The 26,345-nt window shown below is 72.2% G+C and carries 22 protein-coding genes; 13 read left to right on the plus strand and 9 right to left on the minus strand.

From position 1 onward, the window contains the following. The first annotated feature begins 116 nt into the window (after positions 1-116). Positions 117-1,787, plus strand: coding sequence for a glycosyltransferase family 87 protein (locus OG799_RS29105; RefSeq protein ID WP_406039531.1), 1,671 nt, complete (start codon positions 117-119; stop codon positions 1,785-1,787). 18 nt (positions 1,788-1,805) lie between these two features. On the opposite strand, the gene OG799_RS29110 is transcribed toward OG799_RS29105, so the two are convergent. Both OG799_RS29110 and OG799_RS29115 read right to left on the minus strand, forming a co-directional pair. Beyond that, entirely contained in the window at positions 1,806-3,911 is a 2,106-nt protein-coding gene (locus OG799_RS29110; RefSeq protein WP_406039533.1) for a hypothetical protein, read from the minus strand. Next, the gene (locus OG799_RS29115) at positions 3,908-4,699 is read right to left on the minus strand and encodes a deoxyribonuclease IV (protein ID WP_406039535.1); all 792 of its coding nucleotides are present in this window, start codon (positions 4,697-4,699) and stop codon (positions 3,908-3,910) included. Before OG799_RS29115 ends, OG799_RS29110 begins: the two co-directional genes overlap by 4 nt. A gap of 660 nt (positions 4,700-5,359) precedes the next feature. Between OG799_RS29115 and rpsF the strand changes: the two genes are divergently transcribed. The 4 genes from rpsF (at position 5,360) to rplI (ending at position 7,007) form a co-directional block, all read left to right on the plus strand. Continuing rightward, complete coding sequence (gene rpsF / locus OG799_RS29120) at positions 5,360-5,650, plus strand: 30S ribosomal protein S6 (protein ID WP_074315517.1); 291 nt, start codon at positions 5,360-5,362, stop codon at positions 5,648-5,650. A gap of 81 nt (positions 5,651-5,731) precedes the next feature. Next, positions 5,732-6,265 (plus strand): single-stranded DNA-binding protein, encoded by a 534-nt coding sequence (locus OG799_RS29125; RefSeq protein WP_186832304.1) that lies wholly within the window; start codon positions 5,732-5,734, stop codon positions 6,263-6,265. 41 nt (positions 6,266-6,306) lie between these two features. After that, entirely contained in the window at positions 6,307-6,546 is a 240-nt protein-coding gene (rpsR, locus tag OG799_RS29130; RefSeq protein ID WP_013289355.1) for a 30S ribosomal protein S18, read from the plus strand. A 14-nt stretch (positions 6,547-6,560) separates the two neighbouring features. Next, the gene (rplI, locus tag OG799_RS29135) at positions 6,561-7,007 is read left to right on the plus strand and encodes a 50S ribosomal protein L9 (protein ID WP_406039539.1); all 447 of its coding nucleotides are present in this window, start codon (positions 6,561-6,563) and stop codon (positions 7,005-7,007) included. A 169-nt stretch (positions 7,008-7,176) separates the two neighbouring features. Here the strand turns inward: rplI and OG799_RS29140 are convergent, their stop codons facing one another. Continuing rightward, entirely contained in the window at positions 7,177-8,709 is a 1,533-nt protein-coding gene (locus tag OG799_RS29140; protein ID WP_406039541.1) for a hypothetical protein, read from the minus strand. Between the two features lie 413 nt (positions 8,710-9,122). Between OG799_RS29140 and OG799_RS29145 the strand changes: the two genes are divergently transcribed. The 4 genes from OG799_RS29145 (at position 9,123) to OG799_RS29160 (ending at position 15,342) form a co-directional block, all read left to right on the plus strand. Next, positions 9,123-13,196, plus strand: a complete 4,074-nt coding sequence (locus tag OG799_RS29145) for a replicative DNA helicase (RefSeq protein WP_406046439.1) — start codon at positions 9,123-9,125, stop codon at positions 13,194-13,196. 1,121 nt (positions 13,197-14,317) lie between these two features. After that, positions 14,318-14,716, plus strand: coding sequence for a sigma-70 family RNA polymerase sigma factor (locus OG799_RS29150; RefSeq protein WP_406039543.1), 399 nt, complete (start codon positions 14,318-14,320; stop codon positions 14,714-14,716). Then, positions 14,638-14,814 (plus strand): hypothetical protein, encoded by a 177-nt coding sequence (locus OG799_RS29155; RefSeq protein WP_406039545.1) that lies wholly within the window; start codon positions 14,638-14,640, stop codon positions 14,812-14,814. Before OG799_RS29150 ends, OG799_RS29155 begins: the two co-directional genes overlap by 79 nt. Positions 14,815-14,925: 111 nt before the next feature. Next, positions 14,926-15,342, plus strand: a complete 417-nt coding sequence (locus tag OG799_RS29160; RefSeq protein ID WP_406039547.1) for a nuclear transport factor 2 family protein — start codon at positions 14,926-14,928, stop codon at positions 15,340-15,342. A 9-nt stretch (positions 15,343-15,351) separates the two neighbouring features. Here OG799_RS29160 and OG799_RS29165 read toward each other — a convergent pair whose 3' ends face one another. The 5 genes from OG799_RS29165 to OG799_RS29185 all read right to left on the minus strand — a co-directional run bounded on the left by OG799_RS29165 (position 15,352) and on the right by OG799_RS29185 (position 21,142). Then, positions 15,352-16,032: a maleylpyruvate isomerase N-terminal domain-containing protein gene (locus tag OG799_RS29165; RefSeq protein WP_406039549.1), complete on the minus strand. Its 681-nt coding sequence runs from the start codon at positions 16,030-16,032 to the stop codon at positions 15,352-15,354. A gap of 94 nt (positions 16,033-16,126) precedes the next feature. Next, a complete protein-coding gene (locus OG799_RS29170) occupies positions 16,127-16,504 on the minus strand; it encodes a zf-TFIIB domain-containing protein (RefSeq protein ID WP_406039551.1) in 378 nt (125 codons plus the stop codon). A 23-nt stretch (positions 16,505-16,527) separates the two neighbouring features. Further along, on the minus strand, positions 16,528-17,160 hold the full coding sequence (locus OG799_RS29175) for a phosphoribosyltransferase (RefSeq protein WP_406039553.1): 633 nt from the start codon (positions 17,158-17,160) through the stop codon (positions 16,528-16,530). A 10-nt stretch (positions 17,161-17,170) separates the two neighbouring features. After that, on the minus strand, positions 17,171-18,514 hold the full coding sequence (locus OG799_RS29180; RefSeq protein ID WP_406039555.1) for a glycosyltransferase 87 family protein: 1,344 nt from the start codon (positions 18,512-18,514) through the stop codon (positions 17,171-17,173). A 72-nt stretch (positions 18,515-18,586) separates the two neighbouring features. After that, positions 18,587-21,142 (minus strand): putative bifunctional diguanylate cyclase/phosphodiesterase, encoded by a 2,556-nt coding sequence (locus OG799_RS29185; protein WP_406039557.1) that lies wholly within the window; start codon positions 21,140-21,142, stop codon positions 18,587-18,589. 873 nt (positions 21,143-22,015) lie between these two features. Here OG799_RS29185 and moaC point away from each other — a divergent pair. The 4 genes from moaC to OG799_RS29205 are packed head-to-tail and all read left to right on the plus strand — an operon-like array spanning position 22,016 to position 24,699. Further along, on the plus strand, positions 22,016-22,507 hold the full coding sequence (gene moaC / locus OG799_RS29190) for a cyclic pyranopterin monophosphate synthase MoaC (protein WP_406039559.1): 492 nt from the start codon (positions 22,016-22,018) through the stop codon (positions 22,505-22,507). Next, positions 22,504-22,974: a molybdenum cofactor biosynthesis protein B gene (locus OG799_RS29195; RefSeq protein ID WP_406039561.1), complete on the plus strand. Its 471-nt coding sequence runs from the start codon at positions 22,504-22,506 to the stop codon at positions 22,972-22,974. The genes moaC and OG799_RS29195 overlap by 4 nt, the downstream gene beginning before the upstream one ends. A 37-nt stretch (positions 22,975-23,011) precedes the next feature. Continuing rightward, positions 23,012-24,271, plus strand: coding sequence for a molybdopterin molybdotransferase MoeA (locus tag OG799_RS29200; RefSeq protein ID WP_406039563.1), 1,260 nt, complete (start codon positions 23,012-23,014; stop codon positions 24,269-24,271). Further along, entirely contained in the window at positions 24,268-24,699 is a 432-nt protein-coding gene (locus tag OG799_RS29205) for a molybdenum cofactor biosynthesis protein MoaE (protein ID WP_406046440.1), read from the plus strand. Before OG799_RS29200 ends, OG799_RS29205 begins: the two co-directional genes overlap by 4 nt. A gap of 37 nt (positions 24,700-24,736) precedes the next feature. Here the strand turns inward: OG799_RS29205 and OG799_RS29210 are convergent, their stop codons facing one another. Next, positions 24,737-26,182: a glycosyltransferase 87 family protein gene (locus tag OG799_RS29210; protein WP_406039565.1), complete on the minus strand. Its 1,446-nt coding sequence runs from the start codon at positions 26,180-26,182 to the stop codon at positions 24,737-24,739. Between the last annotated feature and the right edge of the window lie 163 nt (positions 26,183-26,345).

Here is a 26,345-nt window from a genome sequence, read left to right on the forward strand (position 1 = left end):
CACGCACCCGCCGACGGCGGCCGGACCCACGTCCGGCCGTCGTCGGCGTATCCGCGTACGGAATTGTGCGGTCGAGGCGCGACGCCGACCCCTGCCGTACGGCAGGATTCCTCTCCATGAGCACCCAGTCGACGGCAGGCATCGACGACGCCGGGACCACCGACCACCCGTCCCGCTCGGACGGCCTCGTCCGCGGCGTCTCCGAACTGATCGGCGGACCGCTGGGCGACCACGCGGTCGCGCTGAACCGACCCGCCGGCCGGGAGGGGCGCTTCTGGACGGCCGCCCGGATCGTGCTGGCCCTGGTCTGCCTGACCCTCGCCCTGCACTGGGTGCAGAAGTCGCCCTGCCAGGACGGCGCCTGGCAGAACAACGTCCAGTACACCCGGATGTGCTACACGGACGTGCTGGCGCTCTACTACGCCGAAGGACTCAACGAGGGCAAGGTGCCCTACGCCGACCATCCGGTCGAGTACCCGGTGCTGACCGGGTACTTCATGGGGGCGCTCGGGCTGCCGGTGCACGCCCTCGGCGCGGACGACCCGGGCATCAACCAGGGCCAGTGGTTCTACAACCTGAACGCACTGGTGCTCAGCGCGCTCGCGGTGGCCACGGTGGGGGTGATCCTCGCCCTACGACGACGCCGACCCTGGGACGCGGCACTCTTCGCGCTCGCGCCCGCGCTGGTGCTCACCGCCACGGTCAACTGGGACCTGCTCGCCGTCGGGCTGGCCGCCTTCGGGCTGCTGGCCTGGGCGCGCCGACGACCCGCCCTGGCCGGAGTGCTGCTCGGGCTCGGCGGTGCGGCGAAGATGTGGCCGCTGTTCATCCTCGGGCCGATCCTGGTGCTCGCGGTCCGGGCCGGGCGGATCCGCCCCACTCGAAAGACCATGGTGAGGACGAGAGTCCCAGCCATTACCTTGGACATTCCAAGGTCCTGGATCATGCGGCGTGTCATTAGCCTGCCATCAGCTGTCCGACGGCTTCTTGGCCTGCTTCAGGTCCATGCGCAGCGCATCGTGCAGCGCTTGCGTGACAGTCCTATCCACGCCGCGGTCACCGCCATCGCCACTGCGGTGGCGGTGTTGGTCGCGGTCAACCTGCCGGTGGCCCTGCCCTATCGGGAGAGCTGGGGCAGATTCTTCGAACTGAACACCACCCGGCCCATCGACTGGGGCACCCTCTGGTACATCGGCCGCTACCTCGACGGCAAGGTCAGCCCCGACCAGGGGCCGTTCGACTGGTTGAACGCCAACATCCCCGCCCTCAACTGGGTGTCGTACGCCCTCTTCGGGCTGGCCTGCCTGGGCGTGGGCGCGCTGGCGCTGCTGGCGCCGCGCCGGCCCCGGCTGGCCCAGCTCGCCTTCCTGGTGGTCGCCGCCTTCCTGATCTTCAGCAAGGTGTGGTCCCAGCAGTTCGTGCTCTGGCTGCTCCCGCTCGCGGTGCTCGCCCGGCCACGGTGGGGCGCCTTCCTCGCCTGGCAGATCGCCGAGGTCTGCTACTTCGCCGCCTTCTACGGCGAACTGCTCGGCTCGGCGACCAGTCGGCCGGTCTTCCCCGAGGGCATCTTCGTGCTGGCCGCCAGCCTCCGGCTGATCACCGTCGCGGTGCTCTGCGGCTTCGTGATCCGGGACATCCTGTACCCCGAGCGGGACGCCGTCCGGCACACCTACGCCGACGACCCGGACGGCGGCGTCCTCGACGGCTCCCCCGACGCCCCCTGGTACCTGCGCTGGCGGCACCGCTCCGCAGCCGTCGAGTCACCGGCTCAGCCGGCCGCCGCCTGAGCCGCCCGGTCTGCACTCTCAGGAGAGGTGGTAGACGATCGCGTCGCCGACCTCCTCGCGGGTGATGCCCAACCCGTCCACCGGGTTGTCCACGATCCGCTCCCACGGCGTGCCGGCCAACTGGGCACGCAGGATCACCACGTTGCGGACGCCCAGGGTGCGCAGATAGTCGACGCTGGGCCGGTCCGGGAAACCGAGGGTCAGCTCGCGGACCCGGGCCTGGGTGTCCGGGGTGAAGCCGCTGCCCCCGTTGACCATGTCCTGGAACCGGCTGGTCGACCAGAGCATCACCGGCTGATCCAGGTTCTGGCTGCTCGGCAGGACCAGCATCGGACCGTCCACGGTGCGCATCGCCGCCGGCTGCACCGGCACCACCGGGTGCGGGGTGGTGTTCAGCCCCTCCACGACCACCAGCAGCAGCGGCAGCAGGGTGGCCAGCCGCATCCAGGGCCCCGGCCAGGACGGCACCCGCTCGGCGGCCAGCTCGCGGACGCGGGCGCAGAACGCGGTGACCGCGCCCGCGGCGAGCAGGCCGAGCAGCAGGGTCGTCCAGAGCATCATCCGGCCCGGCGTCCGCAACCCGTTCCAGCCCGGCAGGTACTCGAACAGCGGCACATAGGTGAAGGTGCCGCCGAAGAACCGGGTCCCCATGGCCAGGACCATCGTCACCAGCACCCCGGCGAGCAGCAGCAGCCGGCGCCGCACCCGCCAGACCGAGAAGAACAGGCCGCCGGCGGCCAGCGCGTAGAGCACGAAGCCGGGCAGCAGCGTCATCTCCGGGTGCCAGGGCAGCAGCGCCCGGGCCCCCTCGTGCAGGCCACCCCAGATCCGTGACTCCGCCGGCGCGGTGAAGAAGCCGCTCGCCGGCGGCGAGTAGAGGGCGATGTCGCCGATCGTCCGCTCCGCGTTCGGGTGCAGCTCGGCGACCTTGAAATACGGTACGGCCAGCAGCGCGCCCACCGCGGCGAAGAGGGCGCCGCCGATCAGGTCGGCCGCGAGCAGCCGTCCGCCGAACGGTCGCCGCACCGGCCGCACCAGCCAGCGCCGGGCGGCCCAGGTCACCGCGGCGACCAGCACGATGCCGGCCAGCAGGTAGGCGAACGGCAACCCGATCCCGAACCCCAGGCTGAGCTGCCACGCCGCCACCACCCAGCCGGCGTACGCCCAGCCGGCGTGCCGACGCGCCGGGCGGTAGCCGTACCGTAGCGACCAACCGTGTCCCCGGGCCAGCATGGCCAGCGCCAGCGGGATGCCGCCGTTGGAGACGATGTGCAGGTGCCCGGCCTGCGCCAGCAGCCACGGGGCGTACGTGTAGCTCACCCCGGCCACCGCGGCACCGATTCGGCCCGCGCCCAACTGCCGCGCCAGCGCGTACGCCCCGAACGTGGCGAGCGCGTGGGCCAGCACGAACATGATGTTGTAGCGCAGCACCGCCGCCTCGGGGCCGGTACCGATCATGCCGGCGGGGGCGTACCCGAGCAGGGTGTCGGAGAAGGCGAAGCTCCACTGCTCCGGGAAGAACGTGTTGGACTGCCAGAGCTGCGCCGGGTCCGTCAGCAGGATGTGCCCGGACCAGGCCATCTGCCACGACTGCAGGCTCGGGTCCCAGTAGTCCTGCGGCAGGGTGTAGAGCGGGTAGCGCAGCGTCGGCCAGGTCAGCAGGACGGCCAGGGCCAGCGCGGCGACGACCGCCAGGGTCCACTCGTGCACCAGGAACCGGCCCACCGCGCGGACCGCCCGGCGGGTCCGGGTGAGCACCGGGTCGGGGGCGGGGCCGAAGGCGGACCAGGGGTCGGCTTTCTCCGTACCCCCGGCGGCCGCGTCCTTGCCCGCGGCGCCCCCCTTGCCCTCCTTGCCCGCGGCGCCCCCCTTGCCGTCGTTGCCCGCGGCGGCGTCCTTGCCGTCCTTGGTGGTGGCGCCGTCCTTGCCGGCCGACCCGTTGGCCGCGTCCTTGGCGTCCGGTCCGGTGGCCGCGCCCTTGGCGTCCGGTCCGGTGGCGGTGGCGTCCGGCGCGGTCCCTACGGTGTCGTCGGCCGTCCCGGCGGCGGCCCTGCCCGCGCCGGGGGTGGGGTCGGCCTTCGCGCCGGCCCCGCCGCCCGTCGCGTCCGACTGCTTCGCGGTCATGCCGCCGACGTTCCCGCGCCGAGCTGCCCGCGCAGGAGGGCGATGTCCGCGGCCTGGCCGTCGACCCCGCCGGGCGTCTCCACGATGACCGGGGCGCCGGCCGCGCGGATCACCGCCACCACCAGCTCGGGGTCGATGGTGCCGCCGTCGAGGTTGTCGTGCCGGTCCTGCCCCGAGTTGAAGGCGCCCTTGGAGTTGTTCGCGTGCACCAGGTCGATCCGGCCGGTGATCGCCTTGACCCGGTCGACCAGCCCCAGCAGCTCCTCGCCGCCGGCGTGGGCGTGGCAGGTGTCCAGACAGAAGCCCACCTCGTAGTCGCCGAGGGCGTCCCAGAGCCGGGCCAGCGCGTCGAGGTGTCGGGCGCAGGCGTTGTCGCCGCCGGCGGTGTTCTCGATCAGGACCGGGAGCGGGAAGCCCCCGGAGTCGGCCGCGTACGCGAAGGTCTTGCGCCAGTTGTCGAAGCCGACCGCCAGGTCGTCGCCGGCGTTGACGTGGCCGCCGTGCACGATCAGCCCCTTCGCGCCGACGGCCGCCGCCGCCGCGGCATGGCCCAGCAGCAGCTTCCGGCTCGGGATCCGGATCCGGTTGTTCAGCGTGGCCACGTTGACGACGTACGGCGCATGGATGTAGAGGTCGACGTCCGCGCCGCGCAGCAGCTCGGCGTCCTCCCGCGGCTTCGGGGCCTTCCATCCCTGTGGATCGGAGAGGAAGAACTGGACGGCGTCGGCGTCGCGGGCGGCGGCCTCGGCCAGCGGGTCGGTCGGATCGACGTGGGCTCCGATTCGCATGCACGGGAGCCTACGTCGCGCCACCGACGCACGGGGTGACGGCGGCGACGGTGTCGCGGCGACCGGATCGGCGGGGGTGGCGACGGGCGCGTCACCCGGCGGGCGGGCGGTCGTTGTCCGAGATGGGATCGAAGCTCGACGCTCCACCCGGGCGCGGTCCACACCAGGCCCGGGCGGCTGAACCCCCGGAAGCGGCTCGCCCCGTCGTGCGGCCCGGCGCGGCGGGGCGGGATCCGGCTCGCACCACCCGGCGACCGTTCGACGAAGCGGTCGGGGCAAATTCCTCCATTTACCCCAACAGGTGACGAGAGCCGTTGTATGGTCAGATCAACCGACAACACTATAAAGCTCCGCGGGGCGTCCTCGATCCAACCTCATCGGTGTGGTCGTTCCTCCCCAGGTCCCACCCAAGGAATGCGGACGGGACGCCCCGCGGCCCCGTGGACAGGGGTCCACCTCGGTGCTCGACGCCGGCGGTGGACCCCTGTCACCGCGCCCGGCCGGTCTTGCCGACCGGCCCGGGCATGATCGTCCGGACCGGGTATTCTGGTCCGGTTGTCCGCGTCCGGCCGGGTCCCCCCGGCACCGGAGCGGGCCACGACGCAGACCTCCTGCCACGGAAGGACCGTGGCCGCATAGCCCACAGGAGGTGAGTACGTCTTGCGTCATTACGAAGTCATGGTGATCCTCGACCCCAGCCTCGAGGAGCGCACCGTCGCCCCGTCGCTCGACACGTACCTGAACGTGATCCGGACCGCGGGTGGCTCGGTGGAGAAGACCGACGTGTGGGGCCGCCGGCGCCTCGCGTATGAGATCAACAAGAAGGCCGAGGGCATCTACGCCGTCGTCGACCTGCAGGCCACGCCTGCGGCGGTGGCCGAGCTGGACCGTCAGCTGCGGCTCAACGAGTCCGTGCTGCGCACCAAGGTCATCCGGCCGGAGATGCGCTAAGCATTCAACCCCGGTTCGTCCGGATCAGCCTCATCGGCTCTGTCGTACGGCTCTGCGAGTCTGTACGGCGGGATCTGATGAGTGCGCGAGGAGATGGTCATGGCAGGAGACACCACCATCACGGTCATCGGCAACCTGACCGATGACCCCGAGTTGCGGTTCACCCCGTCCGGTGCGGCGGTCGCCAAGTTCCGGGTCGCTTCGACGCCCCGGTTCATGGACAAGACCACCAACGAATGGAAGGACGGCGAGCCGCTCTTCCTGGCCTGCACCGTGTGGCGGCAGGCGGCGGAGCACGTCGCCGAGTCGCTCCAGCGGGGCGCCCGCGTGATCGTCTCGGGTCGGCTGCGTCAGCGGTCGTACGAGACCCGCGAGGGTGAGAAGCGCACGGTCATCGAGCTCGAGGTCGACGAGATCGGCCCGTCGCTGCGCTACGCCACGGCGAAGGTGCAGAAGATGTCGCGCTCCGGTGGTGGCGGCGGTGGCTTCGGCTCCGGTGGTGGCGGTGGCCAGGGTGGCGGCGGAGGTAACTTCGACGACCCCTGGGCCTCGGCTGCGCCGGCTCCCTCGCGCGGTGGTTCGGGCGGCAACTTCGACGAGGAGCCTCCGTTCTAATGGCGCCGAGCGCCCGCGATCGCAAACCAGGAGCACGTGCAATGGCCAAGGCTGCGGCACTTCGCAAGCCGAAGAAGAAGGTGAACCCGCTCGACAAGGACGGGATCACCTACATCGACTACAAGGACACCGCGCTGCTGCGCAAGTTCATCTCCGACCGCGGCAAGATCCGCGCTCGACGGGTGACCGGCGTGACCTCGCAGCAGCAGCGGCAGATCGCCCGCGCGGTCAAGAACGCCCGCGAGATGGCGCTCCTGCCGTACACGGCCACGACCCGCTGAGAGGAGGCACCGACATGAAGATCATCCTGACTCAGGAGGTGTCCGGCCTCGGTGCCCCGGGCGACATCGTCGAGGTGAAGAACGGCTTCGGCCGTAACTACCTGCTGCCGCAGGGCTTCGCGATCGCCTGGACCAAGGGCGCGGAGAAGCAGGTCACGGTCATCAAGCGGGCCCGCTCGGCCCGCGAGATCCGCGACCTCGACCACGCCAACGAGGTCAAGGCCCAGCTCGAGGGTCTCAAGGTCACCCTGAAGGCCCGCGCCGGCGACGGCGGGCGGCTCTTCGGCTCGGTCACCCCGGCCGAGATCGTCGACGCCGTCAAGGCGGCCGGCGGCCCGACCCTGGACCGTCGTCGGCTGGAGCTGCCCGGTCACATCAAGTCGACCGGCGGCTACCCGGTGCGGATCAAGCTGCACCCCGAGGTGTCCGCCAAGTTCGACCTGCACGTCGTCCAGGGCTGACACCCACCAGCACCACGAGCAGGGCCCGCACCGGAAACGGTGCGGGCCCTGCTCGCGTTCCGACGCCCCAGGTGGCCGGCGTCGGACCGCGTCGGGGCCGCACCCCGGGGGCTGGGGGCGCGCCGCGACCGGCCCGGGCCGTCACTCGGCCGGGCCCGCCGACGGGCACTCAGCCGATCGGCTGGCCGGTCACCGCGCTGATCATCACCGTGGAGAGGCCCCCACCGACCACCGCCGCCGCCAGCGCCACCGTCGCCGACCGCCAGGTCGTGCCGACCCGGCGCAGCAGCACCGCGATGACCAGACTGCTCACCAGCGCCAGCCCGAACCGGGGCGCCCCCGCGATCAGCGAGGCGAAGGCGTGCGCCCGGGGGGAATCACACCCTCCACCGGTGATGTCGGTGACGCAGCCCGGCGGCGCCTGCCCGTTGAGCGTCAGCAACCAGAGGAAGACGAGCACCGCGGGAACCAGGTAACAGGCGGCCGTGTAGACCAGCGGGCGGATCGGCCCACCCGGATCCGGATCCAGCAGGTCGTCCTCGAGCCGGCGGCTCCACGACCCACCACCGCTCGTCTCGACCCGCCGGCGGATCGACGCCCCACCCGCACCATGGCCGGCGTCCACCGGCTCGACGCGGCGCCGGGGCGCCGAACGCGGGCGCGGCGCGGTGTACGCGACCACCGGCGACCGGGGCGCGGACGGCGGCGCGTCCACCCAGCGCGGATCGTCGCCGGCCAGCCGGGTGCCGGACCAGAAACCCTCGGCCTGCCCGGCCGACGACCACCCCTCGGCACCCCGGTCCCGCAGCGGCCCGGGCGGCACCGTCCGGTCCCACTCGTCGACCTCGGCGGACCGGTCCCAGCGGCCCGTGTCCCCGTACCGGTCCCACTGGCCGGTGTCGGTGAACCGGTCCCACTCGCCGGTGTGGTCGGACCGGTCCCAGCGGCCCGTACCGTCCGCCTGGTCCCACCGCCCGCCGGTCGCGGAGCGGTCCCAGGCGTGCACCCCGGAGGCGTCCCACGGGTCGACGGCCGGCTGGTCGGCGGGATCCGGTTGGACGGACCGGCCGCGCTCCCAGGAATCCTCCGCCGGCCGCGACCACGAATCCGCCGCCCGCCGGCTGCGCCAGGTCGGCCGCCCGGTGTCCCACCGGTCGGGCGCCCCCTCGGACGAGGCCGCGTCCTCCACGCTCGACCAGGTCACCTGGGGCCGACGGGCCTGGGCGCGCCGTGGCCGGCTGCGCGGGGCGGCGCCGGAGACCGGCTGGTCCTCGGCGGACTCGGCGCGCCGACTCCCGACATACCCCTGCTCCTGGGGTGTGTCGAGGGTCCACTCGGCGGTGTGCTCGCCGACCGGGCCGGCCCCGATGGCGTGCGGCTCGCGCTCCCGGCGCCAGGCGGTGTCGACGGACCCGCGCCACCCGTCGTCCGCACGCGGGCGGCCGAGGTCGTCGTCATCGGGGACGGCATGCCGGCCCCCGCCGTCCGCGTGGCTGACCCCCGACTCGAGCGCCCAGCGGGGAAGGTAGGTGTCGACCGGCTCCTGCTGGCCCCGCTCGATGGCGCGGCGACGACTCGGGGTGCGGTAACGCTCGGACGCGTACGGGTCGACCGGGAGCGACTCGGCGGGATCGTCCCACGGGGCGATCGGCTGGCGCTCGCGCGGGCTGCCCTCCCCGCTTCCCCAGTCCCGGTAACTCACGGCCGGAGCGTGACCCTTCTCAACCGAAAGTGCAATCCGCTGTCCAGGTGTAGCCGTTCGCTGAGATAGTACGGGACGATCGGCCTCAAGGCTCGACCCGAAATCTTCCGTCCACAGGCTGGGGATTGCATAACCGCAGGCCAGGGGCCTCCCGGCCGGAATTCCCCAGCTGTTGTCCACATGCTGTGCACACCCTGCGCACATGCCTGTGCACCGGCGTCCACAGGTTGTCCCGAGGCTCGTCCACCGGCGTTGTTGAGTGGCTGACCTCGGGTTCCGTATCGTTGGCCCCCGACCGTCCGGCCGGTGGCCCCCGATCGACCGGAGAGTCGTCGGAAGTTGTCAGACGCTGGCGGTAGACCTGAACCGGATCCGAACGCAGTGAGGGGGGACCCGTGTCGGTCGCCGACGACATGCGGACGGAGCGTTCCGGTGGACAGGCGCCCGCGCCGGCACCCCGCGAGGGGCAGTTCGAGCGCACCCCACCCCAGGACGTGGCCGCCGAGCAGTGCGTCCTCGGCGGCATGCTGCTCTCCAAGGACGCCATCGCCGACGTCGTCGAGATCCTCAAGTCCACCGACTTCTACCGCCCGGTGCACGCCACCATCTTCGATGCGATCCTCGACATCTACGGCCGCGGCGAGCCGGCCGACCCGATCACCGTCGCGGCCGCCCTCGCCGACTCCGGCGACCTGGCCCGGATCGGCGGCGCCCCCTACCTGCACACGCTGATCGCGAGCGTGCCCACGGCCGCGAACGCCGCGTACTACGCGCGGATCGTCGGCGAGCGCGCAGTGCTCCGCCGGCTGGTCGAGGCCGGCACCAAGATCGTTCAGCTCGGGTACGGCACCGGCCAGGGTGGCACCCGGGACGTGGACGACGTCGTCGACCTGGCCCAGCAGGCCGTCTACGACATCACCGAGCGGCGGGTCAACGAGGACTTCGCGGTGCTCGCCGACATGCTCCAGCCGACCCTCGACGAGATCGAGGCGGTCGGCGCCCACGGCGGGATGATGACCGGGGTGCCGACCGGCTTCAGCGACCTCGACCGGCTGCTCAACGGCCTGCACCCGGGCCAACTCATCATCGTGGCCGGCCGACCGGGTCTCGGAAAGGCGCTCGCGCTCGACACCCCGCTGCCGACCCCCGACGGCTGGACCACCATGGGTGAGGTGGCCGTCGGCGACCGGCTGCTCGCGGCGGACGGCACCCCGACCACCGTCACGGCCGCGTTCGAGGTGATGCACGACCGCCCCTGCTACGAGGTCGAGTTCTCGGACGGCTCGGTGATCGTGGCGGACGCAGAGCACCTGTGGAAGACGACCACCCGGGCCAGCCGTCGGCAGCCCGACGCGCGTGCACGCCACTACTGGTCGGAGCCTGCCCCGGCCAGGGTGCGGGCGGCCGAGGCGATGGTCGGCGGCGAGCCGCAGCGTCTGGTCACCCTCGCGCAGGCCCTCCAACAGGTCGGGCCCGAGTTCCGGAACGTGCTGCACACCCGGCAGGTGGGGGCCAACGGTCGGGTCGCCCGGCCGGTGACCCGGGCGGGCAAGACGGGGAACTGGACCGCACCCGGCTACCCCGCCGGGCCGCTCCTGACCGGGCTTCGCGAGCGGGCCGAGCGGCAGGTCAACGCCGGCACCCGGGTACGCCACGACGGAGTCGTGACGACCGCCGAGATCGCCGCCACCCTGCGTATCGACACGGCCGACCGCCGACTCAACCACGCGGTCGAGAACTGCGGGCCGCTGCAGCTTCCCGAGCGGGACCTGGTCGTCCCCCCGTACACCCTCGGCGTCTGGCTCGGCGACGGACACACCGGGGCGAGCCGCTTCACCACGGCCGACCCGGAGATGACGGATCTGGTCGCCCGGGACGGCTTCGTCGTACGTCCCAGCGGACCGATGGCGTACACCGTCGTGCGGCCCACCCCGGTCGCCACGGCTGACCGGACCTGTGTCGACTGCGGCTGCTCCATCCGGGCCCTGCGGGAGAATCCGGCGATCCGGCGCTGCGCCGCGTGTCACGAGCGGAACGGTTCCCTCCTCGCCCTGCTGCGCCAAATCGGGGTCGCGGCGGAGAAGCACATCCCGCGGGACTACCTCCGGGCCTCGGAGGCCCAGCGCCGGGCACTGCTGGCCGGACTGATGGACACCGACGGGACGGTGGCTCCGGCGGGCAACCTCCAGTACACCTCGACCTCGAAGCGGTTGGCCGAGGACGTCAGGGAGCTCGTGGTGAGCCTCGGTTATCGCTGCACGATCAACGAGAGGCGGGTGGCGGGCCGGACCGAGGCCTCGTCGACCGCGTACACCCTGAACTTCTCCACGCCCGACGCGGTCTTCCGGCTGGCCAGGAAGCGTACGACGCACGAGGCCCGGCGGCGGACGTCGTCGGACGTTCGGACGACCTCCCGCTTCATCGTGGACGTCCGGCCGGTGGCGAGCGTGCCGGTCCGCTGCGTCACCGTGGACAACCCCGATCATCTCTACCTGGCCGGTCGGGCGATGATCCCCACGCACAACAGCACCGCCTCGATGGACTTCGCCCGGAACGCAGCTATCAGGGCCAACCAGGCCGCTGCGATCTTCTCGCTGGAAATGAGCAAGGTCGAGATCGTCATGCGACTTCTCTCGGCCGAGGCGCGGGTGCCGCTGCACGTGCTGCGCAGCGGGCAACTCTCCGACGACGACTGGACCAAGCTGGCCCGTTGCATGGGCGAGATCAGTGAGGCGCCGCTCTTCGTCGACGACACGCCGAGCATGAACCTGATGGAGATCCGGGCCAAGGCGCGGCGGCTGAAGCAGAAGCACGACCTCAAGATGATCGTGGTCGACTACCTCCAGCTGATGACCTCGCCGAAGCGCACCGAGAGCCGGCAGCAGGAGGTCGCTGACCTCTCCCGTGGCCTCAAGCTGCTGGCCAAGGAGGTCGAGTGCCCGGTCATCGCGGTGAGTCAGCTGAACCGTGGCCCGGAGCAGCGGACCGACAAGCGCCCGCAGCTCTCCGACCTGCGTGAGTCGGGATGCCTGACCGCGGAGACACGGCTGATCCGTGCCGACAACAACGCTGAGGTCACTCTGGGGCAGCTCCTCGCCGACAAGAGCCGGCAGATTCCGGTGTGGGCACTGGATGAGAGCCTTCGATACACCCCGCACACGATGACGCACGTTTTCCCGAGCGGAGTCCGCGAGGTTTACCGGATGACTCTCGCCTCGGGTAAGAGCATCGATGCGACAGCGAACCACCCCTTCCTCACCTTTGCCGGCTGGATGCCCCTGGATGAGTTGACTGCCGGGACGCGGGTCGCCACGCCCAGGCACGTGCCGCCGCCGCTTGACATCCGCCCCTGGGCGGAACCCGAAGTTGTTCTGCTGGCACACCTGCTCGGCGATGGCTCCTTTGTGCGGCGTCAACCCATCCGCTATGCGAGCTGCGACGAGATGAACCTCAAGGCGGTCGCAGACGCGGCGAAGCACTTCGGCATCACCGCCGTGCGTGATGACTACCCTGCCGCTCGGGTGACGACTCTTCGGCTTCCGGCTCCCTACCGTCTTGCTCGCGGGCGGCGCAACCCAGTGGCCGAGTGGCTCGACAGGCTCGGACTGTTCGGTCTCAGGTCCCACGAGAAGTTCGTGCCGCAACCGGTCTTCGGCATGCCCAAAGAGCAGGTCACACTCTTCCTCCGCCACCTCTGGGCGACTGACGGATCCGTTACGGTCAACAAGTCCGGCCGAGGGGGCCGGGTCTACTTCGGCTCAACGAGCCGTCGGCTGCTCGAGGACATCTCACGTCTGCTGCTGAGATACGGCATCACCGCCCGTCTGAGGCAGGTTCCGGTCGCCAGGCACCGCCCTCAGTACACCCTTGACATCTCCGGCCGGGACGACCAGCTTCGCTTCCTTCGGGAAATCGGGGTCCACGGCGAACGAGCCGTCAGGTGTTCCGCCCTGCTGGCCTCGCTGGAGGCGATGCAGAGCAACACGAACGTCGACACGGTTCCGACAGAGGTGTGGGCGCGCGTCCGGGAGATCCTCGCCGAACAGGGCATGAGCCACCGGGAGTTCGCGGCGGCCGTGGGCACCCAGTTCTGCGGCAGCACGATGTGGAAGCGCGCACCCAGCCGATCGAGGCTGGCGAAGATCGCGGGGGTACTGGACGCGGCGGACCTCGATCTGCACGCGACCAACGACATCTTCTGGGATGAGATCGTGTCGGTCGAATCGCTCGGGGAGCGGGACGTCTACGACGCGACGGTCCTCGGCACGCACAACTTCATCGCCAACGGCATAGCCACCCACAACTCGATCGAGCAGGATGCCGACGTCGTCATCCTGCTGCACCGCGACGACTACTACGACAAGGAGTCGCCGCGGGCGGGCGAGGCGGACTTCATTATTGCTAAGCATCGGAATGGGCCTACAGATACGGTCACGGTAGCCGCGCAGTTGCACCTCTCGCGTTTTGTGGATATGGCTATAGTGTGACCATGTCGCCTACTCGGCTGTCCAACCTGCAACGGGAAGAAATCGTTGGTCTGGCGGCTGGTGGTGAAACCCTAACCAAGTTGGCCGAAACCTATGGAGTCACCCGTCAGGCGGTGCGTGGAGTACTCCGTCGCCGAGGGGTGCCCGCCAGAAGCAGCGGGAAACTCACTGAGTTACAACGTGCGGAAGTGGTCCAGCAATATTTGCGCGGCGCGGCCATGGCGGAACTCGCAGCTGCCTACGGTGTAACCGAGCCGTCCGTCCGCGGGCTTTTGGTTCGGCGTGGTGTCGTCCTTCGCAGAACCATTCACACGTTGCGAGATGATGCCTTTGATCATCTCACGCCTATTGCTTGCTACTGGATCGGCTTTCTTTTTGCAGATGGATCTGTCAGTTATCGTCAAGGCTATATGCCTCAGGTCTCGGTAGGCTTGGCCCAACGTGATCGTGACCACCTGGCCGCTCTGCGTACCTTCCTAGGCTCGACGAGCAGTATCTCGGAGCCGAGCGTCACTCACGGAGCATGTCAGTTCTCGGTCCGGTCGGTTCGATTGGCTGGACGACTCATCGAATTGGGCCGGTACGAGGGCCCTGTTGATCACCGGCTCGTGACATCTCGCGACTTCTGGCGGGGGGTGGTTGACGGAGACGGTTCGATAGGGAGATACAAGAGGTCTCAGAACAGTGCCCGGTCATTCTCTCAATTCAGGCTGGTCGGAAAGTCTCGAATACTCGAGCCATTTGCCGACTTCCTCGTCACCCAAGGTTTGGGTCGACTCTCTGTCCGGCCCCACAAAACGATCTATAACATCGGAACGACGTGCAGGCCGGCTGAGAGGATCATCGCGCTGCTCTACGAGAACGCTGTGATGGCGCTGAGTCGCAAGGCAGAGGCGGCAGCGCAAATATTGGATGCCGCGAACCTAGATAGGTAGGGTTCGTGGCAGCCCGCAATGCAGGCAGACCGTGACGTTCGCCCAGCTGCACCTGTCGCGCTTCGTCGACATGGCGATCGTCTGACCCTGCGGGGGCCCGCGATGAGTTTTCCGCCCCGCCGCCGCCACACCGGATGACAGCGCCGGTCCGCACCGATCGGCACGACCGGTGACAGGCTGGGGGACGTGGTGGACGGCGGCATCAGCACGACGCGTACCGAGGACGAGGCCGCGGCGGCCGGCGACGAGCGGGCCTTCGCCCGGGTGACCGGGCGGCACCGCGGCGAGCTGCGGGTGCACTGCTACCGGATGCTCGGCTCGTACGCCGAGTCGGAGGACCTGGTCCAGGAGACGCTCCTGCGGGCCTGGCGGCGGCGGGAGACCTGGCAGGGGCGGCCGTCCTTCCGCGCCTGGCTCTACCGGATCGCCACCAACGCCTGCCTGGACCACCTCGACCGGCATCCCGCCGACCGGCGGGGCCGGCCGGGGTGCCGCCGGTGGTCGCGGTGCCGTGGCTGCAGCCGTACCCGGACCGGCTGCTGGAACCGGCCGCGGCGCCCGAGGCCGAGCCGAAAGCGGCGCTGATCCGGCGGGAGACGATCGAGCTGGCCTTCCTCGCCGCCCTCCAGCACCTGTCGCCCCGGCAGCGGGCGGTGCTGATCATCCGCGACGTGCTCGGCTAAAACGCGGCCGGCACCGCCGCGGCCCTGGCGACCAGCGTCGCCGCCGTGAACAGCGCGCCGCAACGCGCCCGTTCCGCCGTTACGGGAGCTGCTGCCGGCCCGCTGGGACGAGTGGCCGCACCGGTGGCCGACCGGGCGGAGCGGGAACTGCTGGACCGCTGGGTCGCGGCGATCGAGGGGTCAGACGACGACGCGCTCCGCGCGCTGCTGCGCGACGACGCCCGGGTCTCCCACCAGGCCGGGGCCGGCGGCCACACCGGTGCGGAGCCGAGCTGGTACGCGGGCCGCGAGCGCATCCTCGACGCGTGGGCGCCGCTGCTGCACCCGACCGGGCCCCTCGCCGTGCGGGCGCTGCCCACCTGGGCGAACCGGCAGCCAACCGTCGGCACGTACCTGCGGATGCCCGGGGCGCCCCGGCGGACGGGGCTCGGGCTGACCGTGCTGACCGTGGCCGACGGTGTGGTGTCGGAGGTGGCCAGTTTCGACGCCAGGCTGCTGCCCGACTTCGGCCTGCCGGCCGAGTGCTGAGCGGCGGGGTCAGCCGATCAGCGGGAACCAGCCGGCGGCCCCGCCCAGTTCCAGCCGGTCCCGGTCGGTGAGCGGCATCCGCCCGGCCGCGCGGAGCAGGTAGTCGCGGTCGTCCCAGCCGGTGGGGCGGACGGCGTCGTCGCTGAGCAGGCCGTCCATGGTGGCCACCGCGACCCGGGTGGGCAGCTCGGCCGGGGGCGGCGCGTCGGGCAGCTGAACCACCAGGTCGAGGTGGTGGATCACCGCCTCGGTGGTCAGCGTGGCGAGCAGGTCGGGGACCCGCAGCACGTGGCCCTGGGTGGTGACGAAGCCGTCCGGGTCGGCGGCGGCGGCCGCCCGGGCGGCGGCGGGCGCGGTGTCCGACCAGATCCGGACCACCCCGCTGGGCCGGTCGAAGGCGGCCGCCGAACGGCGGGCCCACCAGGCGTGCTTCGCGCTGGTGTCGTCGCCGCCGGTCGGGACCGAGCGCCAGTAGCTGACGTCGTCCACGTCGGCCGGGCCGTCGGCAGGGCTCGCCAGCGCGACCAGCGCCCGCTGCGCGTCGCAGAGAACGTGGAAGAGCAGGTCCGCGACCAGCCAGCCGCGGCAGCGGGTCGGCAGCTGCAAGCCCGCGTCGTCCAGCCCGGTGACCACGGCGGTGAGCCCGTCGTACGCCTGTCGCAGCGCCTCGTGCTGCCGGATGGCCGTCATGGGGTGCAGCGTGCCACGACCGTGGCCGGTCGGCACGTCGGCCCCCGACCCGGGACGGCCGGGCCGGCGGGGTGCCGACCCGGCCATGCCGGTGTCAGTCGAAGAGTTCGCCGAGGAAGCCGCCGTGGTGCTTCTTCCGCTTGTAGTGGCCGTGGTAGCCGTAGTGCTGTCCGTGGCCGTACGCGGGCTGGGCGTAGCCGTGGCCGGGCGGCGGGGGCGGCGGCGGGACGGCGCCATACCCGGGCTGGTGCGAGGCGGGCGGCGGCGGGGGCGGCGGGTACCCGCCGGCCGGCTGGGCCGCCTGGGCGGGGGCGCCGTGCTGCTTGTTCCAGTTGGCCTCGGCCTCGAAGAGCTTTTCGAGTTCACCGCGGTCGAGGAAGATGCCGCGGCACTCGCCGCACTGGTCGATGATGACGCCGCTGCGCTCGTACTGGCGCATGTCTCCGTGACACTTGGGGCAGGTGAGCTGCATGACACCGACGGTACCCGGTGGGGTCACGCGGTGGCGGTGAGCGCCTGCGCCACCTCGTCGTCGGAGACTTCGTGGAAGTCGTCGTAGTACGCGCCGACCGCGCCGAAGTCCGGCGGGGTCTGGGGGCAGACGACCTGGTCGGCCTCGGCGGCCAGCATCTGGTACGCCTGCTCGGAGCCGACCGGGACGGCCACCACCACCCGGCCGGCGCCCAGGTGCCGGGCCACCTGCACCGCGGCCCGCGCGGTGGCCCCGGTGGCCAGGCCGTCGTCGACGATGACCGCGGTGCGCCCGTGCAGGTCCAGCGGGGGCCGACCGGCCCGGTACCGGCTCTCCCGCCGGTCCAGCTCGGCCTGCTCCCGCCGCCGCACCTCGGCCCGGTCGTGCTCGCTGAGCCCGCCGGCGATCATCTCGTTGAGCACCTGTACCCCGTCGGGGCCGAGCGCGCCGTACGCGACCTCGGGCGCCCAGGGCATGCCGAGCTTGCGGACCACCAGCACGTCCAGCGGCGCGCCGAGCCGTTGCGCGACCACCCGGGCCACCGGGACACCGCCGCGGACCAGCCCGAGGACGACGACGTCCGGCTGCCCGGCGAGTCCGTTGAGTCGGTCGGCGAGCGCCTGGCCGGCCTCGGTCCGGTCGCGATAGGTGTTCATGTCCTCAGGTTTACGCCCTGTTTGCGGGCTCCGCCCCGCACTTGCCGGTAATGCCGGTCAGGGCGGTGAGCCGGTCCTCGGCGGTCCGGCTCCCGGCGAGCGCGAGCGCCGGGGCCCAGACGAGCAGGGCCAGCGGGTAGAGCAGGTAGCCGAAGCGGGTCGAGGGCATCAGCAGGATCGCGGCGAGCAACCCGTACCCGCAGATCAGCGCGGTGGCGGCGGCGGTGCGCGGCGGACGGTGGACGAGCCGGACGGCGATCGCCGCCCCCACCGCCACCAGCAGCGCGGCGGCGAGCACCCGGCCGGCGGGCAGCAGCGTGGCGATCAGGTGGCCGGGGAACGGGGACTGCGCCGGACTGGTCACCAGCCCGTGCCCGAGCGGAAAGCGCAGCACGTTCTCCACCAGGGCGTCCCGGTCGACCAGCAGGGCGGGCAGGAGCGCGGCCACCGGCAACCCGACCGCGCCGAGGGCGGTGCGGGCGCCGGCCCGGCGGGTGGCCGCCCAGCAGATCAGGACGACCGCGACCGGCCAGGCGAAGAGCTTCAGCGCGCCGGCCACCCCCACCGCGACCCCGGCCCGGCCGGGCCGGTCGGCGGCGGCGAGCGCGAGGGCCAGCAGGCAGAGCGCGAGTACGGGCAGGTCGTCGCCGCCGGTGGCGAGGGTCAGCGCGCAGACCGGTAGCACGGTGGCCGCCTGTACGCCCCGCAGCACAGCGGCGTCCGGGCGACCCGGCCCCGACGCGGTCCTGGCCCGCAGGGTGCCCACGGCCAGGGCCAGCACCAGCGCGGTGACCAGGGCGAACCAGACCCGCGGGTCGGTCCACCAGGCGTCGACGGCGGCCCGGGGCAGCCCGAACAGCGCCATCCCCGGCTGGTACGGGGTGTAGCCGAGCAACTGCTCGGCGGGAGGCAGCGCGGCGATCGCGTCGTGGCCGAGGTAGGGGGTGCCGTGTTCGACGAGCCGGGCTCCGGCGTGCTCGACCACCACCACCTCCTCCTGCGCCCGGTCGGTACGCCCCGACGCCCGCTGGCTGCTGAGTACCGCCAGCGGCAGCAACGTCGCGGTGGCCCAGGCGAAGGCGGTCACCGCGGCGCGGGCGGCGAGCCCGGCGGCCTCCGGCCGGCGCTGCCGGAGCAGGAGCTGACCGGTCACCGTGAGCGCCGCCACCAGGTAGCCGACGGCTGCGATCGCCCCCCAGGCGCGATGCGGCGCGAGGGTGGACGTGGCGGCGGTGACCGCGGCGAAGAGCGCCGACACCGCGTACAGGCCGAGGTCGAGGGCGAGGCCGCCGGCGGCGGAGTCCAGGGCCGGCCAGCGTCGGCGGCGGATCGTCCGTTGGGGGGTGGCGGTCACGCCGGCCAGTCTCGCAGACCGTGACCGCCGTACCGTCCGGCGCTCGGGATGCGTCGACCCCGAGCGGGCCGGTCAGCGCAGCCGGGGCTCGTCGGCGGTCTGGCCGGCGGTGGGTGGGGCGCCGGCCGTGCGGCCGCGACCGGCCTGGCGGCGGCCGGGCAGGCGGATCACCGCGCCCGCGTCGTGCAGCGCGGCCGCGAGCGTGCCCGGGCGGCCGCCCGCGCCGCGCTGGAGGGCGGCGAGCAGCGAACCGGCCGGCAGCGGCCGGGCGAAGAGGTGGCCCTGCCCGGCGGCGCAGCCCAGCTCCCACAGCGCCCGCCGCTGCGGCTCGCTCTCCACACCCTCGGCGACCACGGCCAGGTCGAGGCTGCGGCCGAGGTCCAGGGTGGAGCGGATCACCGCGGCGGCCTCGGCGGAGGTCTCCATCGCCGTCACGAAGCTGCGGTCGATCTTCAGCTCGTGCACCGGGATGCGGGACAGCAGGGAGAGCGAGGAGTAGCCGGTGCCGAAGTCGTCGAGGGCGAGCCGGACGCCCGAGTCGCGCAGCCGGCTGAGCACCCGGTCGACCACGTCGAGCTGGCTGAGCGTCAGCGTCTCGGTCAGCTCCAGTACCAGCCGGTCGGGCGGCAGGTCGTGCGCCCGCAGCCGGGCCAGCACGGCCCCCGGGAAGCGGGCGTCGAGCAGGCTCCGCGGCGACACGTTCACCGACACCGGCAGGTCGAAACCGGCGGCGCGCCAACTGCCGGCCGCGATCAGCGCCTGGTCGAGGATCGCCTCCGCGAACGCGGGCAGCAGGCCGGAGCGTTCCACCGCCTCCAGGAAGCGCAGCGGATCGATGATGCCGTGCGTCGGGTGGTGCCAGCGGGCCAGCGCCTCCGCGCCGGTGACCTCGCCGCTGCCCAGGTCGACGATGGGCTGGAAGTTGACCGTGAACTCGTGGTCGGCCACCGCCCGGGGCAGCTCACCGTTGAGGGTGAGCCGGCCGAGGTCGGCGGTGTCCCGGGCCGGCGCGTACGTGGAGATTCGCTGGCCGGCCCGCTTGGCCTGGTACATCGCCACGTCCGCGCGGCGCAGCAGCTCGGTCATCCCACCGGTGGCCGGCGCGACGGCGATGCCGCCGCTGGCCTCCACGCTGATCCGCATGCCGTCCAGGTGCAGCGGCTCGTGCAGGGCGGCCAGTAGGGCTTCCGCCCGGTGCGCGGCGACCGCCGGGGCCGGCAGCCCCCGCAGCAGCACGGCGAACTCGTCGCCGCCGAGCCGGGCCACCAGGTCGCCGGTGCGGGTCGCGCCGCGCAGCCGGTCGGCGACCTGCATGAGCACCCGATCCCCGGCGCTGTGTCCGAGCGTGTCGTTGACCTCCTTGAAGTGGTTGAGGTCGATCAGCACCAGCGCGGTCACCCCGTCGGCGTGCCGGTTGGTGAGCTGCTGGGTGCCCTCGTCCAGCAGTTGGCGCCGGTTGGCCAACCCGGTCAGGGTGTCGTGGGTGGCGTCGTGCGCGTGCTCCTCGGCGATCCGGGCCAGCTCGGCGTACGCCTGCGCGTTGCGCACCGCGGTGCAGAGCGCGGAGGCGAAGGTACGCAGCGTGTACTGCTCCCGCTCGGAAAGCTCGACCGGGCCGGCGAAGCGCAGCCGCAGCACGCCCAGGTCGACCGCCCGGTCGTGTCCCTCCAGCGCGGCCGGGATGACGGTCCCGCCGACCGTGCTGGGTTCGGCGCGGTCGCCGTAGTGCCGGATGCCGACGGTGGTGCCGCGTACGGTGCGGCCGCCCTCGCGCAGCTCGATCTCGACCTCGTCGGCGGAGAAGAGTTCGGCGGCCTGGGTGACGGCGGTGGTCAGCACCTGGTCCAGGTCGACCACGTTGAGCGCGTCGGTGGTCCGGGCCAGCCGCTGCCAGGCCTGCTGTTCGGTGCGGGTCCGGATCCGGGTGGAGTACGCCAGGTGGAGGCTGAGCACCAGCGGTGGCACGGCGAGCAGCAGCCGGGGGTCGGCGCGGAGGATGAGCAGGGTGCAGACGGCCACCACGAACCGGACGGCGAAGCCGGCGATCCGGAGGTCGAGGTCGCTGCGGAACTGGCGGGAGATCCGGGTGCCGGAGGCGAGCGCGATGACGGGCATGGCCAGCACGTCGTCCAGAATCGCCGCGACCAGGTAGATGGCCCCCAACGCGCCGATGAGGTCTCCGACGGACGATGAGGACCAGTGCCAGTTCAGCAGGGCGACCATGGTTGCGGCACCCGCTGCGATGAGGATGTTCTTGCCGACCCCGAAGGCCGTCTTGATCGCGGGGAGACGCAGTACGGCGGAGGCTGCCGCGACCCCGACGCCGGTGCTCAGGATGACCCATGGCCAGGGCGCGACCGCCACTCCGATCACGATGGCGGTCTCGACCCAGGCGATGGCGAGTGTCGTGGACCGTATCCGTACGGGTGTCTTGACGATCACGCTGACCGCGATCATGAAGGGCAGCGTGATCAGGGTGGCGACATCCCGCACGGAACTGGGTATGTCTCGCAGGAAGAAGAGGAACGCGTAGACCGTGGTGACCGAGGCAAGAACGACGATGAGACCGACGAGCGTCACAAGGTGCCGATCGGTCCCCACAACACGTCGTCCGTCGGTGTGGCTCATCCGGCTCCACGGGCTGAACGGCTGAAGCCTGGGCCGGCATCAGCCGGCATTGTTGATGCCGGGAGCCTACCGTGGGAGGTTCCCTGCGTGAAGCGTTGAGTCAGTGCCACTCGCTGCCGCGCATCGCTGGCTCCTTCCAGATCGTCTCTCGAGAGGTCCCGCTAGGACCTTTACCGTGCGAACGACAGAATAGGAGATGCAAGCGCACGCTTAGAAGGCATAAAAGTCGCTATGCGCAATATTAGCCAACACTGTGACGCTTCATGACGTTCTGTCCATAGTGGCTGTGCGGAGAGCGTCCACCCGTAAGCAAAAGGTGTCGGTCCAGTAGCCCAGCGCGATCCCGGAGGGGTCGGCCGAGCCGAAGAGTGCCATCAGACTTGCCTGTTTTCCGGCAAGTCTCATCAGCAGTTCGGGCGACGTTTCAAGGCGTTGCGGATGAACTGCGGACTCGCCGGGCCCGCATCCTGTCGGTAGCGCCGGCCGGTGGAATTCCATGCAGATCGTGGGACCGCGCAACGGATTCATTTGTGCAGGCTGAGCCGGGCTTTGGAAATCAGGCCCGGTGGCCGGAAGCGCGGCCAATATCCGCACCTACGCCGCCAATCTGCGCCGCCTCTTCGACCCCTCGGGAGGAGGCGGGGGCTTCTTGTCCGGGAAGGCTGCGGTTACCGATGTGACCTCACCCAGGATCGGCTGGACCTACGGCGGTTCACCAATCTACGAGCCACCCGTAGCCGGGTTGAGCAGGCCGAACGGCGTTATCGATTTCTTGTCGCCGCCTGGCGACCGTCCTCCGGCGGGTGTTGCAGGACGCGACGCTGCTCCCGAGCATCGCGGCACGCGTCGTACGCGAAAGATAGGCTCGCGGCCGTGACCGAACCCGCGCAGCTCACCCACGTCGACCCGGCCGGCGCGGCCCGGATGGTCGACGTCTCCGCCAAGCCGGTCTCCGGCCGGCTCGCCGTCGCCGCCGGTCGGCTCCGCACCACCGCGGAGGTCGTCGACCTGCTGCGCCGCGACGGCCTGCCCAAGGGCGACGCGCTCGCCGTCGGGCGGCTGGCCGGGATCATGGGCGCCAAGCGCACCCCCGACCTGATCCCGCTCTGCCACCCCATCGCCCTGCACGGGGTCACCGTCGACCTGCGGCTCACCGTCGACACGGTCGAGATCACCGCGACCGCGAAGACCGCCGACCGGACCGGGGTCGAGATGGAGGCGCTGACCGCGGTGGCCGTCGCCGGCCTCGCCCTGGTCGACATGGTCAAGGCCGTCGACCCGGCGGCCAGCGTGGACGCGGTCCGGGTGCTCCGCAAGGAAGGCGGCAAGACCGGCGAGTGGGTGCGGCCGGAGGACCGGCCGTGATCCGGGCCCGGGTGGTGGTCGCCTCCAACCGGGCGTCCGCCGGCGTCTACGCCGACACCAGCGGCCCGCTGCTCGTCGCCGGCCTGCGCGAGCTGGGCTGCGAGGTCGACGAGCCGGTCGTCGTGCCGGACGGCGAGCCGGTCGGCGAGGCGCTGCGCGCGGCCCGGGCCGACGCGGTCGACGTCGTGCTGACCAGCGGCGGGACAGGCATCACGCCGACCGACCGGACGCCGGACGTGACCCGGGCGCTGCTCGACTACGAGATCCCCGGCATCGCCGAGGCCATCCGGGCACACAGCCGCGACCGGGTCCCCACCTCCGCGCTCTCCCGGGGGGTCGCCGGGGTGGCGGGCCGGATGCTGGTGGTCAACCTGCCCGGGTCGACCGGCGGTGCGAAGGACGGGCTCGCCGTGCTGGGGCCGATCCTCAGCCACGCCGTCGACCAGCTTCGTGGCGGCGACCACTGACGGCGCGGGTCCGCCGGCGCGGCGATAGGCTCGCCGGATGAGCACGGAAACCGCAGCCGCGGCGGCCCAGGTCGCCGCGCCGCCGCCGGCCGGCTGGGAGGAGGCCCGCTCCCGGGTGTACGCCGTCGGCCTGGCCGCCGCGCTTCCCGCCGTCAACCGGCCGCTCGCCGACACCGACGGCCACACCCTCGCCGAGCCGCTGACCACCCGGACCGACCTGCCCGCGTTCCCCACCTCCAGCGTGGACGGCTGGGCGGTGCGCGGGGACGGCCCGTGGGAGGTGGTGGGGCGGGTGCTCGCGGGCAACACGCCGCCGCCGCTGGCCGCCGACGGCACCACCGTCGAGATCGCCACCGGCGCGATGGTCCCGGAGGGGACCACCGCCATCCTGCGGATCGAGGAGTCCACCCGGACCGACGACGGCCGCGTCGCCGGCACGCCGCGGCCGGCGCCGGAGTGGCGCGAGCCGGGCGAGGAGGCGTACGCCGGGGAGGAACTGCTCCCCGCCGGCACCCCGGTCGACCCGGCGCTGATCGGGCTGGCCGCCTCCTGCGGCCACGACACCCTGCGGGTCCGCCGCCAGCCCCGCGCCGCGCTGCTGGTTTTCGGCGACGAGCTGCTGACCTCCGGTCCGCCGGCCGCCGGTCGGGTCCGGGACGCCCTCGGCCCGGCGGTGCCCGCCTGGCTGCGCCGGTACGGCTGCCAGATTCGCCCGGGCGACGTGGTCGGCCCGGTGGCCGACACCCTCCCCGCCCACGTGGCCGCCCTGCGCGCCGCGCTCACCAACGCCGACCTGGTCTGCACCACCGGCGGCACCATGCACGGGCCGGTCGACCACCTGCACGCGACGTTGGCGGCGCTCGGCGCCGACTACGTCGTCAACACCGTCGCCGTGCGCCCCGGCTTCCCGATGCTGCTGGCCCGGCTGGTCGACGCGGACGGTCGGGTGCGGTTCGTCGCCGGCCTGCCCGGCAACCCGCAGTCCGCCATCGTCGCGCTGGTCTCGCTGGTCGCGCCGCTGCTCGCCGGCCTGCAGGGGCGACCGATGCCGACGCTGCCGCTGGCCACCCTCGCCGAGCCGGTGCCCGGCCGGGGTGACCACACCCATCTCGCCCTGGTCCGGCTGGATCGGGCCGCCGGTACCGCCCATCCGGTCCGCCACGTCGGTTCGGCGATGCTGCGCGGCCTGGCCGGCGCGGACGGCTTCGCGGTCATCCGCCCCGGCACCACCGGCGAGGCCGGCGCGCGGGTGCCGGTCGTCCCGCTGCCGTTGACCCCCGGGGAGCGGACGTGGTGAGCCCCGCCGACACCCTCGCCCACGGCACGGTCACCGACCAACCGCTCGACCTCGCCGCCCACGAGGCGGCCGTGGCCGACCGGCGGGCCGGCGCGGTCGTCTCATTCCAGGGTGTGGTCCGCGACCACGACCACGGCCGTCCGGTGATCAGCCTGGAGTACGAGGGCCACCCGAGCGCCGAGGCCGTGCTGCGGGAGGTCGCCGCCGAGGTCGCCGCCGATCCGGACGTGTACGCGGTGGCCGTCTCCCATCGGATCGGCCCAATGGAGATCGGCGACGTGGCCCTCGTCGCGGCGGTCAGCACCGCCCACCGGGCCGCCGCGTTCGCGGCCTGCGCCCGCCTCGTCGACGAGGTGAAGGCGCGGCTGCCGATCTGGAAACGGCAGGTCTTCGCCGACGGCACCGAGGAGTGGGTGAACTGCCCCTGACCGGCCGACGGGCCCGGCCGCCGTCCCGGCCGGACGGTCAGCGGCGGCCGGCGGGCTGGGCGGCCCGGATCGGCCGGTCGTTGTAGAACGCCGGCTCCGCGCCGGGCCGCCAGGGCAGCGCCGCGACCAGCACGATCAGGGCGATCGCCAGCGAGTTCTCCATCAGCGCGCCGAACAGGCCGTCCTGGTAGTGCGACACCTCGGGGAGCTGGTGCTCGTACGGCCAGATGGGCGAGATCAGGAAGAGCAGGTAGAGGCCGAGCGCGGCCACGCCGTGCCGCAGGCCGGTGAGCGTCGGGTACCAGATCGGCGGGCGCAACGCGTTGACCCCCGGCACCCCGTTGGCCGCCGGCGCTGTGCCCACCCGGGGCAGCAGGCCGCGGCTCGCCTCGTGGCGGCGGACCGCGGCGTCGGCCAGCACGATGATCGCCGGGATTACCCAGACCAGGTGGTGCGACCAGGAGATCGGGCTGATCACGTTGGTGGTGAGCCCGACCAGGGTGAACGCGGTCAGCTCGTCGCCGTCGGCCCGGGCGGCGGCGGCCCGGGACAGCCCGAGCGCCAGGATCAGCACCGAGAAGGCCAGCCAGAGCAGGCCGGGCGTCTCGATCGAGTCGTACAGCCGCGCCAGCAGGCCCGCGAGGGACTGGTTGGGGGTCATGTCCGCCGCGCCGACCCGCTCGGTCTGCCAGAGCACGCTGCTGAAGTACGTCCGGGACTCCTCGCCGACCAGCGCGAACGTCCCCAGGGTCACGCCGATGGTGGTGCCGACCGCGGTCAGCGCGGCCCGCCACTGACGAGTGATCATCAGGTACGCGATGAAGAGCGCGGGCGTCAGCTTGACCGCGGTGGCCAGGCCGATCCCGGCCCCGGCCCAGACGCCGCTGTAGACGAACCGGGCCAGCGCCGAGGTGGCGGTGTCGTGGTGGGTGCCCCGCTTCGCCCGCCAGCGCAGGCCGATCAGGTCCGCCATGATCAGGGCGAAGAGCAGCAGATTGACCTGCCCGTAGCCGAGCGTCTCCCGAGCCGGTTCGATGGCGACGGCCATCGGCGTGGCGATGCCCACGGTGAACCAGAGCGGCCAGCCCAGCCGGTCCACGATCGGACGGAGCAGCGCGGCCAGGACGACCGCCACCGCGCCGATGCTGGCCAGCGCGTTGAACCAGCCGGCGGCCCCCACCGGCAGCCAGGACATCGGCAGCATGACCAGGCCGGCGAAGGGTGGGTAGGTGAAACCCAGCGTCGTCGAGGGCGCGATGAAGTCGTACAGCTCGTTGCCGCTCGCCCACCACACCACGGCGCCGTGGTAGATCTTCATGTCGAAGAAGTTGTACGGCCGCCCGAACGCGCCGATGGCGAGCCATGCGGCGTAGGCGACGGCGGCCACGATGCCGGTCCGTACGACTGTCCTGCGATCGATCCCACGGGTCACGCGGTGGACTGGGGCGAGGCGGTCCATCCGTCTACCGACGGTCGCCGGCATGGCGTGGCCACCCCCGTACCAAGCTCGTCCTACCCGTCCAGGTCCCGCACGGAGCCTAGAACGGTGCCTCACGTTGCTGCCTCCCGCGTTATGCGACCGTGTCCGATCCCACACATGTTTTTGACATTTCCACCGCGTTAACGGGTGTCTGGTGGTTCAGGTA

Origin of the sequence: Micromonospora sp. NBC_00898 (assembly GCF_045207895.1) — a bacterium.
In the GTDB taxonomy this organism is placed as follows: domain Bacteria; phylum Actinomycetota; class Actinomycetes; order Mycobacteriales; family Micromonosporaceae; genus Micromonospora.

Excerpts from the sequence above, each read along its gene's own strand:
- OG799_RS29105 (WP_406039531.1), top strand. The coding sequence starts at position 117 with ATGAGCACCCAGTCGACGGCAGGCATCGACGACGCCGGGACCACCGAC.
- OG799_RS29170 (WP_406039551.1), bottom strand. The coding sequence starts at position 16,504 with ATGCAGCTCACCTGCCCCAAGTGTCACGGAGACATGCGCCAGTACGAG.
- OG799_RS29175 (WP_406039553.1), bottom strand. The coding sequence starts at position 17,160 with ATGAACACCTATCGCGACCGGACCGAGGCCGGCCAGGCGCTCGCCGAC.
- rplI (WP_406039539.1), top strand. The coding sequence starts at position 6,561 with ATGAAGATCATCCTGACTCAGGAGGTGTCCGGCCTCGGTGCCCCGGGC.
- rpsR (WP_013289355.1), top strand. The coding sequence starts at position 6,307 with ATGGCCAAGGCTGCGGCACTTCGCAAGCCGAAGAAGAAGGTGAACCCG.
- OG799_RS29165 (WP_406039549.1), bottom strand. The coding sequence starts at position 16,032 with ATGACGGCCATCCGGCAGCACGAGGCGCTGCGACAGGCGTACGACGGG.
- OG799_RS29145 (WP_406046439.1), top strand. The coding sequence starts at position 9,123 with ATGCGGACGGAGCGTTCCGGTGGACAGGCGCCCGCGCCGGCACCCCGC.
- OG799_RS29115 (WP_406039535.1), bottom strand. The coding sequence starts at position 4,699 with ATGCGAATCGGAGCCCACGTCGATCCGACCGACCCGCTGGCCGAGGCC.
- OG799_RS29210 (WP_406039565.1), bottom strand. The coding sequence starts at position 26,182 with ATGCCGGCGACCGTCGGTAGACGGATGGACCGCCTCGCCCCAGTCCAC.
- OG799_RS29185 (WP_406039557.1), bottom strand. The coding sequence starts at position 21,142 with ATGAGCCACACCGACGGACGACGTGTTGTGGGGACCGATCGGCACCTT.
- OG799_RS29110 (WP_406039533.1), bottom strand. The coding sequence starts at position 3,911 with ATGACCGCGAAGCAGTCGGACGCGACGGGCGGCGGGGCCGGCGCGAAG.
- OG799_RS29200 (WP_406039563.1), top strand. The coding sequence starts at position 23,012 with ATGAGCACGGAAACCGCAGCCGCGGCGGCCCAGGTCGCCGCGCCGCCG.